The 13248-nt window shown below is 71.5% G+C and carries 10 protein-coding genes; 5 read left to right on the forward strand and 5 right to left on the reverse strand.

Translation table 11 applies throughout. From position 1 onward, the window contains the following. Nucleotides 1-237: 237 nt before the first annotated feature. From ACZ4Z1_RS05840 to ACZ4Z1_RS05860, 5 genes are all read left to right on the forward strand, one after another. Complete coding sequence (locus ACZ4Z1_RS05840) at nt 238-897, forward strand: LuxR C-terminal-related transcriptional regulator (RefSeq protein WP_468485425.1); 660 nt, start codon at nt 238-240, stop codon at nt 895-897. Nucleotides 898-1171: 274 nt separating this feature from the next. Further along, entirely contained in the window at nt 1172-3169 is a 1998-nt protein-coding gene (locus ACZ4Z1_RS05845; RefSeq protein WP_468485290.1) for a 2-oxoacid:acceptor oxidoreductase subunit alpha, read from the forward strand. Next, the gene (locus ACZ4Z1_RS05850; RefSeq protein WP_468485291.1) at nt 3162-4256 is read left to right on the forward strand and encodes a 2-oxoacid:ferredoxin oxidoreductase subunit beta; all 1095 of its coding nucleotides are present in this window, start codon (nt 3162-3164) and stop codon (nt 4254-4256) included. Before ACZ4Z1_RS05845 ends, ACZ4Z1_RS05850 begins: the two co-directional genes overlap by 8 nt. A 195-nt stretch (nt 4257-4451) precedes the next feature. Beyond that, on the forward strand, nt 4452-5465 hold the full coding sequence (gene rarD / locus ACZ4Z1_RS05855) for an EamA family transporter RarD (RefSeq protein WP_468485292.1): 1014 nt from the start codon (nt 4452-4454) through the stop codon (nt 5463-5465). A 197-nt stretch (nt 5466-5662) separates the two neighbouring features. Then, on the forward strand, nt 5663-7063 hold the full coding sequence (locus ACZ4Z1_RS05860) for a M28 family metallopeptidase (protein ID WP_468485293.1): 1401 nt from the start codon (nt 5663-5665) through the stop codon (nt 7061-7063). Between the two features lie 47 nt (nt 7064-7110). Here the strand turns inward: ACZ4Z1_RS05860 and ACZ4Z1_RS05865 are convergent, their stop codons facing one another. From ACZ4Z1_RS05865 to ACZ4Z1_RS05885, 5 genes are all read right to left on the reverse strand, one after another. After that, nucleotides 7111-8049: an ABC transporter permease gene (locus tag ACZ4Z1_RS05865; protein WP_468485294.1), complete on the reverse strand. Its 939-nt coding sequence runs from the start codon at nt 8047-8049 to the stop codon at nt 7111-7113. Then, on the reverse strand, nt 8036-9013 hold the full coding sequence (locus tag ACZ4Z1_RS05870; protein ID WP_468485295.1) for an ABC transporter ATP-binding protein: 978 nt from the start codon (nt 9011-9013) through the stop codon (nt 8036-8038). The genes ACZ4Z1_RS05865 and ACZ4Z1_RS05870 overlap by 14 nt, the downstream gene beginning before the upstream one ends. Before the next feature lie 85 nt (nt 9014-9098). Beyond that, nucleotides 9099-10421 (reverse strand): LolA family protein, encoded by a 1323-nt coding sequence (locus ACZ4Z1_RS05875; RefSeq protein WP_468485296.1) that lies wholly within the window; start codon nt 10419-10421, stop codon nt 9099-9101. 236 nt (nt 10422-10657) lie between these two features. Continuing rightward, a complete protein-coding gene (locus tag ACZ4Z1_RS05880; RefSeq protein WP_468485297.1) occupies nt 10658-11671 on the reverse strand; it encodes a polyprenyl synthetase family protein in 1014 nt (337 codons plus the stop codon). 323 nt (nt 11672-11994) lie between these two features. Continuing rightward, nucleotides 11995-13215, reverse strand: coding sequence for an FAD-dependent oxidoreductase (locus tag ACZ4Z1_RS05885; protein ID WP_468485298.1), 1221 nt, complete (start codon nt 13213-13215; stop codon nt 11995-11997). Between the last annotated feature and the right edge of the window lie 33 nt (nt 13216-13248).

Consider the following 13248-nt stretch of genomic DNA (forward strand, 5'->3'; position numbering starts at 1 on the left):
CACCTCGGCCCAGCCCATCCCAGTCGCCCCCGCTCCCAGTCCTCACCCGCACTCCCGCCACGCACCCCTCCCGCCGCCAGTGCCCCTCTTCTCTCTCCCCCCACCACCCCACCCCGTCCGGAGTGCCCCCGTCGATTCCCACCAGGTGGGAGCGGGCGGGACCGGATGCTGGGATGCTGGGGGCGCAGGGTGGGGCAATGACGGAACGTGGGGGCTGGAAGAGTCGTGGAGGACAGGGTGCGGGTGGTCATCGCCGAGGATTCGGTGCTGCTTCGGGAGGGCCTGACCCGGTTGCTGACCGACCGTGGGCACGACGTCGTGGCGGGGGTGGGCGACGCCGAGGCGTTGATCAAGGTCATCGGGGAGCTGGCCGCCGAGGGCGAGCTGCCGGACGTGGTGGTGGCGGACGTACGGATGCCGCCGACGCACACGGACGAGGGGGTGCGGGCCGCGGTGCGGCTGCGGCGTGATCACCCGGGGCTGGGGGTGCTGGTGCTGTCGCAGTATGTGGAGGAGCAGTACGCGACGGAATTGCTGGCGGGATCCAGTCACGGCGTCGGCTATCTCCTCAAGGACCGGGTAGCCGAAGTGCGGGAGTTCGTCGACGCGGTGGTCCGGGTCGCCGAGGGGGGCACCGCGCTGGACCCCGAAGTGGTCGCGCAGCTCCTGGGCCGCAGCCGTAAGCAGGACGTGCTGGCGAACCTCACGCCACGGGAACGGGAAGTCCTGGGGCTGATGGCCGAGGGGCGGACGAACTCCGCGATCGCGCGGCAGCTGGTGGTGAGCGACGGTGCGGTGGAGAAGCACGTCAGCAACATCTTCCTCAAGCTGGGCCTGTCCCCGAGTGACGGGGATCACCGCCGGGTGCTGGCCGTCCTCACGTATCTCGACTCCTGAGAAACCGACACGCTGTCAGTTCCGCAGGTTGTGGGCGGCCCCCGGGGCCGCCCGGGACTTGAGGCGTAGAACCAATGGCCGAGGCGCGAGCGTCTTGGAGAAGGGGGCCGGGGGGCGGTTGTTTCATGACAATTCCTGACAGAACGCTGTCTCATGTCCGCGTCCATCATGTGATCGGCCCAGGGAAGGCGACCCTTACCCACGTACGATGTTCGTGGGACGACCGGTCGGCACGACGAGTCCCGAGCCACCGCCCCGAGGGAGGTCCGAAGCAGTGACCAGCCAGGTCAGCAGCCAAGCCGAGCAGGCCGACGGAGCGCTCGCCCGGGAGCCGCAGGCTCCCGGGACCGGCGCCGACGGCGGGAGGAACGGCGGTAAAGAGGTACGTCGCCTGGACCGGGTGATCATCCGGTTCGCGGGCGACTCCGGTGACGGTATGCAGCTCACGGGCGACCGGTTCACCTCCGAGACGGCGACGTTCGGCAACGACCTGTCGACGCTGCCGAACTTCCCCGCCGAGATCCGGGCCCCCGCCGGCACCCTGCCGGGTGTCTCCAGCTTCCAGCTGCACTTCGCGGACCACGACATCCTCACGCCGGGTGACGCGCCCAACGTGCTGGTGGCGATGAATCCGGCGGCGCTGAAGGCGAACCTGGCGGACGTGCCGCGCGGCGCGGAGATCATCGTCAACACGGACGAGTTCACCAAGCGGCCGATGGCGAAGGTGGGCTATGAGGTCAGTCCGCTGGAGGACGGGTCGCTTCAGGCGTACAACGTCCATCCGGTGCCGCTGACGACGCTGACGATCGAGGCGCTCAAGGACTTCGGGCTGTCCCGCAAGGAGGCCGAGCGCAGCAAGAACATGTTCGCGCTGGGCCTGCTGTCGTGGATGTACCACCGGCCGACCGAGGGCACCGAAGCGTTCCTGCGGCAGAAGTTCGCCAGGAAGCCGGACATCGCCGAGGCGAACGTCGCCGCATTCCGGGCGGGCTGGAACTTCGGTGAGACGACCGAGGACTTCGCGGTCTCCTACGAGGTCGCGCCGGCCACCCAGGCGTTCCCGACGGGGACGTACCGCAACATCTCCGGCAACCTGGCGCTGTCGTACGGCCTGATCGCCGCCGGGCAGCAGGCCGACCTGCCGCTCTACCTGGGCTCGTACCCGATCACGCCGGCCTCGGACATCCTGCACGAACTGAGCAAGCACAAGAACTTCGGCGTGCGGACCTTCCAGGCCGAGGACGAGATCGCCGGCATCGGCGCGGCACTGGGCGCCGCTTTCGGCGGCGCGCTCGCGGTGACCACCACCTCGGGCCCCGGCGTGGCGCTGAAGTCGGAGACCATCGGGCTCGCGGTCTCCCTGGAACTGCCGCTGCTGATCGTGGACATCCAGCGCGGCGGCCCGTCCACCGGCCTGCCCACCAAGACCGAGCAGGCCGACCTGCTACAGGCGATGTACGGGCGCAACGGCGAGGCGCCGGTGCCGATCGTGGCGCCGAAGACGCCCGCCGACTGCTTCGACGCGGCGCTGGACGCGGCACGCATCGCGCTGACGTACCGTACGCCGGTCTTCCTGCTGTCCGACGGCTATCTGGCCAACGGTTCCGAGCCGTGGCGCATCCCGGAGGTCGACGAACTGCCCGACCTGCGCGTGCAGTTCGCGTCCGGCCCGAACCACACGTTGGCCGACGGCACCGAGGTGTTCTGGCCGTACAAGCGCGACGAGCAGACGCTCGCCCGGCCGTGGGCGGTGCCCGGCACGCCCGGTCTGGAGCACCGGATCGGCGGCATCGAGAAGCAGGACGGCACGGGCAACATCTCCTACGACCCGGCCAACCACGACTTCATGGTGCGTACGCGCCAGGCGAAGGTCGACGGCATCGAGGTTCCGGACCTTGAGGTCGACGACCCGACGGCGGAGGCGGCCGTCCGCGACGGCCAGGGCGCGGCCGCCGCGCAGGGCGCCGACACCCTCGTGCTGGGCTGGGGCTCGACGTACGGGCCGATCACCGCGGCCGTACGGCGCGTCCGGCGCGACGGGGGGCGCGTCGCGCAGGCCCATCTGCGCCATCTCAACCCCTTCCCGCGGAATCTCGGCGCGGTGCTGGCACGTTACGACAAGGTGGTCGTACCGGAGATGAACCTCGGCCAGCTCGCGACCCTGCTGCGGGCGAAGTACCTCGTCGACGCCCGCTCGTACACCCAGGTCAGCGGGATGCCGTTCAAGGCCGAGCAGCTTGCGGAGGTCTTTAAGGAGGCCATCAATGACTGAGACGATCGCGGAGGGGTCCTCGACGATCGAGGCGCTTTCCCTGGTGCCCAAGGCCGAGGCCAAGCAGTCCATGAAGGACTTCAAGTCCGATCAGGAAGTGCGCTGGTGCCCCGGCTGCGGTGATTACGCGGTTCTCGCCGCCGTGCAGGGCTTCATGCCCGAGCTCGGTCTGGCGAAGGAGAACATCGTCTTCGTCTCGGGCATCGGCTGCTCGTCCCGGTTCCCGTACTACATGAACACCTACGGGATGCACTCCATCCACGGCCGTGCCCCGGCCATCGCCTCCGGCCTGGCCTCCTCGCGCCGTGACCTGTCGGTGTGGGTCGTCACCGGTGACGGCGACGCGCTGTCCATCGGCGGCAACCACCTCATCCACGCGCTGCGCCGCAACGTCAACCTCAAGATCCTGCTGTTCAACAACCGGATCTACGGCCTGACCAAGGGCCAGTACAGCCCCACCTCAGAGGTCGGCAAGATCACGAAGTCGACGCCGATGGGCTCGCTGGACGCGCCCTTCAACCCGGTCTCGCTGGCCATCGGCGCCGAGGCGTCCTTCGTGGCCCGCACCGTCGACTCCGACCGCAAGCACCTGACCAGCGTGCTGCGCGCGGCCGCCGCCCACCCGGGCACGGCGCTGGTGGAGATCTACCAGAACTGCAACATCTTCAACGACGGCGCCTTCGAGGTCCTCAAGGACAAGCAGCAGGCCGAGGAGGCCGTGATCCGCCTGGAGCACGGGCAGCCGATCCGCTTCGGCGCGCCCGCCGAGGACGGTCTCGGTTCCAAGGGCGTGGTGCGGGATCCGGCCACCGGCGACCTGAAGGTCATCGACGTGACGGCGGAGGGCACGGACGCGGTGCTCGTCCACGACGCGCACACCCCCTCGCCGACCACCGCCTTCGCCCTGTCCCGCCTGGCCGACCCGGACACGCTGCACCACACCCCCATCGGTGTGCTGCGCAACGTGGACCGCCCGGTCTACGACACGCTCATGGGCGACCAGCTGGACACGGCCATCGAACAGAAGGGCAAGGGCGACCTCGCCTCGCTGCTCGCCGGCAACGACACCTGGACGGTGGTCGGCTGAGCCGCCGGCCACGGGTCTTCCGGTGCCCGTACGGAGCGTCTTCGGACGCACCGTACGGGCACCGTCTTTTTGCGCGGCTCTCTGTCATGACCGTATTCCGGTACGGACATGACAGTTGGGCCGTCCGGCGTTACCTTCAGAGCGCGACCGCACCACCGCCGGCGCAGATGGAGCAGCATTCCTCCGGAGGTCCCCTTGCAACTCCAGTCCGACCAGCGCACAGGGCTCGTCTACGGCACGGCCGCCTACGTGGTGTGGGGCCTGCTCCCGCTGTACTGGCATCTGCTGGGCGACCTCGCCCCCGCCGAGATCCTGGCCCACCGGATGGTGTGGTCGCTGCCGGTCGCCCTCGTCATCCTGGCCGCGATGCGCCGCTGGTCCTGGGTACGGCAGCTGGTACGGCAGCCCAAGCGGCTCGGTCTGGTGCTGATCTGCGCCGCGGTCATCTCCGTCAACTGGTTCCTGTACATCTGGGCGGTCAACGCCGGACACGTGCTCGAAGCGAGCCTGGGCTACTTCATCAACCCCCTGGTCAGCATCGCCTTCGGCGTCCTGGTGCTGCGCGAGCGGCTGCGGCCGCTGCAGTGGACGGCGGTGGGTGTCGGTACGACGGCAGTGGTCGTGATGGCCGTGGCGTACGGCAAGGTGCCCTGGATCTCCCTCGCGCTGGCCTTCACGTTCGCTACGTACGGCCTGGTCAAGAAGGGCGTGAAGCTGGACGGCATCGAGGGCTTCAGCGCCGAGACGGCGATGCAGTTCCTGCCCGCCCTGGGCATCCTGGCCTTCCTCGGCGCGCGCGGCGAGGTCGGCTTCGTATCCGGCGGGGTGGGGCAGATGCTGCTGCTCATGGGCTGCGGCGTGGCCACCGCGCTGCCGCTGATCGCTTTCGGCGCGTCGGCGGTACGGCTGCCGCTGACCGTGCTCGGCATGCTCCAGTACCTGGCGCCGACCTTCCAGTTCGTGCTGGGCCTGCTGGTCTTCCACGAGGAGATGCCGGTGGAGCGCTGGGCGGGCTTCGGCCTCGTCTGGCTGGCGCTGGTGGTGCTGACGTACGACGCGATCCGCACCGCCCGTTCCGCGCGTACGGCGCTGGCCACGGCCCGCAAGGCGGCCCAGGAGGCGGTCGGGGAGACGGCCGCGGCCCCGGCGGCCCCGGAAGCCGCCGCCGAGCTGAGCACGGCCCCGGAACTGGGCACCGCCAAGCCCTGACCACCGCCGGGCCCCGCAGCGTCTCCGAGCCCTGACCCGCGCCGAATCCTGCCCCGCGCCGAGCCCTGTCACCGGCCGAGCGATATGCGGGTCGGGGTGTCCGGATTCCGTCTTGTCAGCGGGCCATGGCGCGCCCACCATCAGCTTCGCGCCATGCACGGTCCGTTCATTCAACGTTCGGAATCCGGAGACCCCTCATGTCATGGAATGCCGCAATACGCAGCACGACCAGGCGTTTTCGAAGATCCGGCAGCAGCGGCGGCACCGGTCCCGGCGGCCTCGGGCTGACCGCCGCCGGTGCCGTACTCGGCCTGATCGTTGCGATACCCGGGGCGGCCGGTGCGGCCACTGCCGCACCCGCCGCCGCCCGCTCCACCACCCCCACCGTCACCGCCGCCGCCCCCGACATACCGGTGGCCAACGTCAAGGCGCACCTGAGCCAGCTCCAGTCGATCGCCACCGCCAACGGCGGCAACCGGGCCCACGGCCGGCCCGGCTACCGGGCCTCGATCGACTACATCAAGGGCAAGCTGGACGCCGCGGGCTTCACCACCACCGTGCAGCAGTTCACCACCGGCGGCGCCACCGGCTACAACCTGATCGCCGACTGGCCCGGCGGCGACCCGAACCAGATCCTGATGGCCGGCGCGCACCTGGACTCCGTCAGCGCGGGTCCCGGCATCAACGACAACGGCTCCGGCTCGGCCGCGGTCCTGGAGACCGCGCTGGCCGTCGCCCGGTCGGGCGCCACGCCCGCCAAGCACCTGCGGTTCGGCTGGTGGGGCGCCGAGGAGCTGGGGATGCGCGGCTCGCAGTACTACGTGAGCCGGCTGGCCGCGACGGAACGGGCGAAGTTCGCCGGTTACCTGAACTTCGACATGGTCGGCTCGCCCAACCCCGGCTACTTCGTCTACGACGACGACCGCACCATCGAGGGCGTCTTCAAGGACTATTACGCCTCGCTGAACGTCCCCACGGAGATCGAGACCGAGGGCGACGGCCGCAGCGACCACGCGCCGTTCAAGAACGTCGGCATCCGCGTGGGCGGCCTGTTCTCGGGCGCCGACTACACCAAGACGGCCACCCAGGCGCAGAAGTGGGGCGGCACGGCGGGCCAGCCCTTCGACCGCTGCTACCACCGCTCCTGCGACACGTCGTCGAACATCAACGACACCGCCCTGGACCGCAACAGCGACGCCGTCGCGTACGCGGTGTGGACCCTGGGGGTCGGCTCCACGACCCCGCCCGGCGGCACCGTCTTCGAGAACACCGCCGACGTGCAGATCCCGGACGCGGGCGCCGCGGTGACCTCGCCGGTGACGGTCTCCGGGCGTACCGGCAACGCGCCGGCCGCCCTGAAGGCCGGCGTGGACATCAAGCACAGTTACCGCGGTGACCTGGCCATCGACCTCGTCGGGCCGAGCGGGCAGGCGTACCGGCTGAAGAACTCCAGCGGCTCGGACTCGGCGCCGGACGTGATCACCACGTACACCGTCGACGCGTCCGCTGAGACGGCCGACGGCACCTGGCAGCTGCGGGTGCAGGACCTCGGGCCGCAGGACACCGGCTACATCGACAGCTGGAAGCTCACCTTCTGATCACCGGCCGCGCGGCCTTCGCGCGGACGGTGCGGGGCGTCGCGGCATCACGCCGTGACGTCCCGCGCCGTGAAGCGCGCCCAGGCGGCCGAGCCGAAGACGGCCGCGTACACCGCCTGGAGGCCGAAGTTCTTCTGGAGCTGGTCCCAGTAGACCGGGTCGCGCAGCACGTCGGCGAAGGACAGCCAGTGGTGCGAGAAGAGGTACGGCTGGATCGCGTGCAGCTGCGGGATGGTGTCCAGGATCTGCACCATGATCAGCAGGCCGACGGTGGTGGCCATCGCCGCGATGCCGCTGTTGGTGAGCGTCGAGACGAACAGGCCGATGGCCGCGACCCCGACGAGGGACAGGGCCACGACGACCGCGACGGCCAGCGCCCGCAGCAGCCCCTCGCCGAACGGCACGGTCGTCCCGGACAGCAGCGTCACCTCGCCGACCGGGAACAGCAGCGCGCCGGTCACCAGTGCCGAGACGGCCACGACCAGCGTGGCCACCAGGCAGAACGTCAGCGTCGTCGCGTACTTGACCAGCAGCAGCCGGGTCCGCCCGGCGGGCGCGACGAGCAGGTAGCGCAGCGTCCCGGCGTGCGCCTCCCCGGCGATGGAGTCGCCCGCGACCACGCCGACCGCCAGCGGCAGGAAGACCGGCAGGGTGACGGCCAGCGCGGTGAAGACCAGGAAGAGGCCGTTGTTGGTGATCTGGGAGACGAACGCAGCGCCGCCGCCGGAACCGCCCGATCCGCCGCCGTCGCCGCTCGTCTCGATCTTCACGGCGACACCGATCAGGACCGGTACGGCGGCGAGGACGGCGAGCAGCGCGAGGGTGCGCCAGCGCCGGAAGGTCGTACCGGTCTCGTTGCGCAGCAGGCCGAGCGACCACAGCGGCCGCGGCGCACGGCGTACGTCCTCACTCCCGGCCCCCGCGCCCCCGCCAGAACCCGCGCCCCCGGAGGGCCCCGCGCCCCCGGCCGTCTCAACCCGCGACATCGAAGCCCTCTCCGGTCAGCTGCACGAACACGTCCTCCAGGGAGGCCCGTTCGGTACCGAAGGCCCGTACCCGTACCCCGGCCCGTACGAGAGCGGCGTTGAGCTCCGCCGGGTCGGGCGGCCCGCCGGGCGACGCCGGGACGTCCCCGGTCACCCGCTCCTGCGTCACCACGAGGTCGGTCACGCCGTGCTCCTTGAGCACCCGCACCGCGTCGGAGGTGTCGGGCGTTTCGACCACCAGCCGTCCGCGGGCGCCCGCGGACAGCGCGGCGACCGTGCCCTGGGTGACGAGCCGGCCGCGTGCCATCACCGCGGCGTGCGTGCAGACCTGTTCGATCTCGTCGAGGAGGTGGGACGAGAGGAAGACGGTGGTGCCGTCGCCGGCCAGCTCCCGGACGAGCGTACGGATCTCGCGCATCCCCTGCGGGTCCAGGCCGTTGGTCGGCTCGTCCAGTACGAGCAGCTCACGGGGCTGGAGGAGCGCCGCGGCCAGGCCCAGCCGCTGCTTCATGCCCAGCGAGTAGGCGCGGGCCTTCTTGCGGGACGCGGCGGCCAGCCCGACCCGTTCGAGCGCGCTGTCCACCCGCTGTGCGCGGGTGCGGGGGTCGGCGTCCGGGTCGGCCGCGTCGTACCGGACGAGGTTGTCGCGCCCGCTGAGGAAGCCGTACAGGGCCGGCCCCTCGATGAGGGCGCCGACCCTGGGCAGCACCCGGCGGGCCGCCCGCGGCATCGGCTCGCCGAGCAGCCGGGTCCCGCCGGCGGACGGCTCGATCAGGCCGAGCAGCATCCGGATGGTGGTGGTCTTGCCCGAGCCGTTGGGGCCGAGGAAGCCGAAGACGCTGCCGCGCGGTACGGCGAGGTCGAGCCGGTCGACGGCGAGCTGCCCGCCGCGGTACGTCTTCGTCAGGCCGTGGGTCTCGATCACCCGGTCCGCGGCGGGCGGCTGTGTCATCGGCTCCCCCATGTGGTCGCGCCTGTGGCCGCGGCCGGTCGCGCCGGCGGCCCCGGGGCGTGGGGCGGGCGGGCCGGCCCGCCCCACGCCGTTTCCGTCACTTGGCGGACTCGGCCGCCTTGATCAGGGACTCCTTGTCCACGGCACCGGCGTAGACCGAGCCGTCGTCCGTCACCAGGGCGTTGACCAGGCGGGTGCTGAAGAGGCGGCCGGAGCCGAATGTCCCGTTGACCTTCTCGCCCAGGCTGTCCAGCAGCTTGGCCGCCTCACCGGAGGCGTTCTTGCCGGAGAGGCCCGGGCCGGCGCCCTTGAGGTGGGCGATCGAGGTCCAGCCGGAGCCGATGACGTCGACGCCCTTGCCCTTGCCGGCGTTCTTGCCGTCCAGGCCGTACCGGCCCAGGATGCCCTTCAGGTCCTCGGCCGTCCGCTGCCCCTCGGCACGCTGCTTCGCGCGGGCCCGGTCGCCGTCCACGACCTTGGCGTCCTTCGGCGGCTTGAAGTCGAAGGTGCCGGCCGCGGGCTTGGCGAAGTCGACGGAGGTGAAGCCCACGTCGACCGCCGCGGCGCCGCCGCCCTTGGGCGTGAGCGTGAACTTCAGCGGTACGCCGGTCTCGGCGTCCACCGAGATCCGGATCGAGTCGACGGTGGAGCCGGCCTGCTTGGGCTTGACCGAGAGCTGGTACGCGTCCCGCCCGGCCACCTTGGCCGTGCCGTCGACGGTCACCGAGGTGGTGTCGCCGACCGCGTCGAGTGCCTTCTTGGCCAGCTCCTGCGGGGTGGCGTTCTTCAGGTCGCCGGACGTACCGGCGTCACCGGACTTGCCGGACTTGTCCGAACCGTGCTGCCGGTCCTTGCCCGCTTCGGCCGGGACCGTGCTGTGGTACGCGGTGTTGCTCTTGCTGTCGTAGCCCCAGATGTCCCGGCCGTTGTGCACCAGGTTGTACTCGGCGGCCTTGCCGACGACCGAGACCCGCTGCTTGTCCGGCCCGTCGGCGGCGACGCGCAGCGTGTGCGACCCGGACGCCAGATCCATCAGCTGGTTCTGCGGGCTCGCGGAGGAGCCCGCGCCGCCGTCCTCGGCACCCGAATCCTTGCCGTCCTGACCGGCGGACCCGCCGCCGAAGGCACCGGCGGAGGCACCCGTCAGGGACGGCAGTCCCAGATCGGTGCTGGTGCGGACGGTGCCGGACAACTGCTGCACGTCCGAGGCGGCGACCTTGGCTATCAGGTCCTGCGCGGAGATCTTCGGCAGATCCGGGGAGCCGGAGCCGGCGAACGCCGGGACCAGCCCGATCGAGGCCGCCGTGACGCCCACGACGGCGGCCGGGACCGCGTACCGCATCGTCCTGCGGCGCCTCGCGGAGCGCCCCCCGTCCCCGTCCCACTCGTCGGTGACCTGTGTCGGTTGGTTCCGTGGCATGTGCCTTACCTCCGTCGTAAGCGGCGGCCTGCTGCGCGACGCACTCGTCGCCACTCCCGGGCTCATTGTGACCCGTTCCGCCGCGGCGTGGTGCTCCCAATCCCACCAAACCGGCCAGCCGTACGCGTCAGCCCCGGGGGCCAACTCCTCGTACTCCGGTGGGATGACCTCACATCACCGCAGAGCGGAACCGGTATGACCAAAGTCGGAGGGGACCCTAGGGGGGGTACCGGAGGTCACCCCGCTCGGTGCACCACCGAGTCGCACAGCCCTTCCAGGGCGGCCTTCGCCATGCACTCCGGCAGCGGCGCCAGCGTGGCCCGCGCCTCCTCCGCGTAGCGCACCGTGTCGCGGCGGGCCTGCTCCAGCGCCGGGTGGGCGCGCAGTCCGGCCAGCGCCTCGGCGTGCCGGGCGTCGTCGGTCAGGTCACCGGCCAGCACATCGCGCAGCTCACGGTCCTTGTCGGTGCCGTGCTCGCTGTCTGCCAGGGCGCGCAGGTGCAGGACCGGCAGGGTCGGGATGCCCTCGCGCAGGTCGGTGCCGGGCGTCTTGCCGGACTCGTGGGAGTCGCTGGCGATGTCCAGGACGTCGTCGGCGAGCTGGAAGGCGGTGCCGAGGCGTTCGCCGTACTGGGTCAGGATGTTGACGGTGGTCTCGTCGGCGCCGGACATCATCGCGCCGAAGCGGCCGGCGACCGCGATCAGCGAGCCGGTCTTGCCCGCGATGACGTCCAGGTAGTGCTCGATCGGGTCGCGGCCGTCGCGCGGTCCCGCCGTCTCCAGGATCTGGCCGGTCACCAGGCGCTCGAACGCCTCGGCCTGGATGCGTACGGCCTCCGGGCCGAGGTCGGCCAGTATGTGCGAGGCGCGCGCGAAGAGGAAGTCGCCGGTCAGTACGGCCACGGAGTTGCCCCAGCGGGCGTTGGCGCTGGCCACCCCGCGGCGTACGTCCGCCTCGTCCATGACGTCGTCGTGGTACAGCGTCGCCAGGTGCGTGAGCTCCACGACGACGGCCGAGGGGACGACGCCCGGCGTGTGCGGGTCGCCGAACTGCGCGGCGAGCATCACCAGCAGCGGCCGGAACCGCTTGCCACCTGCGCGGACGAGGTGCTGCGCGGCCTCGGTGATGAACGGCACGTCGCTTTTGGTGGCCTCCAGCAGGCCTTCCTCGACAGCCGCCAACCCGGCCTGGACATCGGCCTCAAGAGCCTGGTCCCGCACGCTCAGCCCGAAGGGCCCGACGACGGTCACGAGGGGTACTCCTGTCTGCTGACGATCAAACGGATTGTCGATCTGTCGCTGTCTCCACCATTGGCCAGCGTATCCGGTCGCTGTTGGATCACCGTGAGCGCCCGCCCCTCCGACGCGCTCGTACGGTGTGCGTACCGTTCGACGCCCCGTGCGGGCACGACGGACGGCCGCCCGGTATATCCGTTAACCACTAATGATGCCGGTTTGCCGCAGCAGAAAAGAGAGCAGGAGCACCCGGCCTCCCGCGGCAGGGTGCTCCTCCCGGCCGTCCTGGCCGGGGCGCTCGGGCCCCCACGTCCCGGCCACCGGTCAGGCCCCTCGGGTCAACGCGTTCCGGCCACCGCCCCCGCCACCCGCCGGGACGCGAACTCCGTGCCGCAGACGAAGCGCATGACGGGCCCGAAGGACGCCGCCGCCGGCAGGCCCGTGAAGTGCAGGCCGGGGACCGAGGAGCCGAAGCCCGCGTCCAGCCGGGGCCCGCCGCCGCTCACGGTGACGCCGGTGCGCAGGCCCTGGCCGAGGAAGTCCATCGCCGCCAGGTCGACCCGGTAGCCGGTGGCGGCCAGGACGTGATCGGCGGCGAGTTCGCCGGTGCGGCCGTCGGGGCCTCGCAGCGTCAGGACCGGGCGGCCGTCCTCGACCCGCGCCCGTACGATCCGCCGCCCCGCCGTGACCTGGACGCGCCCCACGAAGCGGTCCCGCAGCCACCAGGCGCCCAGCGGCCCCAGCACCCGGCGCACCAGGTAACGCCGGGCCGGCGCGGGCAGGTGGCGGAAACCGCCCGCGTGGTACGTGAACGCGTACAGCGACCACGCGTTGCCGAACGGTGACTCGGGCCGCAGCCGGGGCTGCCGGTCCGGCGGCGCGCCGAAGCCCACCGCCGTACGCCCGCGTGCCACGACCCGTACGGACCGGGCGCCGGACTCGGCGAGCAGCACCGCGCTCTCCAGCGCCGACTGCCCGGCGCCGACCACCACCACGTCCCGGCCCGCGAAGGCCGACAGGTCACGGTGCTGGGAGCTGTGCGAGACGGGCCCGGTGGGGGACGGCCCGTCCGGCACCGCGGCGGCCAGTTCACGCGGCAGCCGGGCGAAGCCGGTCAGCCCGGTGGCCACGACGACCGCCCGCGCCCGGAACTGCTCGCCGCTGTCCAGTTTCAGCTCGAAGTGGCCGGAACTCCGGCCGGTTCCGCCGGACCGCCGGTCGACCGAGACGACCCGCACCTGCTCCAGGCCGGGAACCAGCCGTTCCTGGAACCACTCGCCGTACCGCACGAAGGTCTCGACCGGAATGATGTCCCAGTCGGACTCGTAGTGCCGCCCCCCGGTCTCGCCGCAGAAGTCCTGAAGTGTGTGCCCGGCCTGCGGGGCGTCGATGGTGGACGCCACCGGTGTCGACTTGAGCAGCATTCCGGCGGGCATGTGCTCGCGCCAGCTCACCATCGGCCGCCCGAAGACGCGCACGGGCACGCCCCGCGCGCGCAGGTGCGCCGCCGTCGACAGGCCGTACGGACCGGCTCCGATGACCGCTACCGGAGTGTTCACGTGCGTTCCCCTCCCCAGGGTGTTGCTTGTCCG

It is taken from the genome of Streptomyces sp. NPDC030165, from assembly GCF_055573595.1.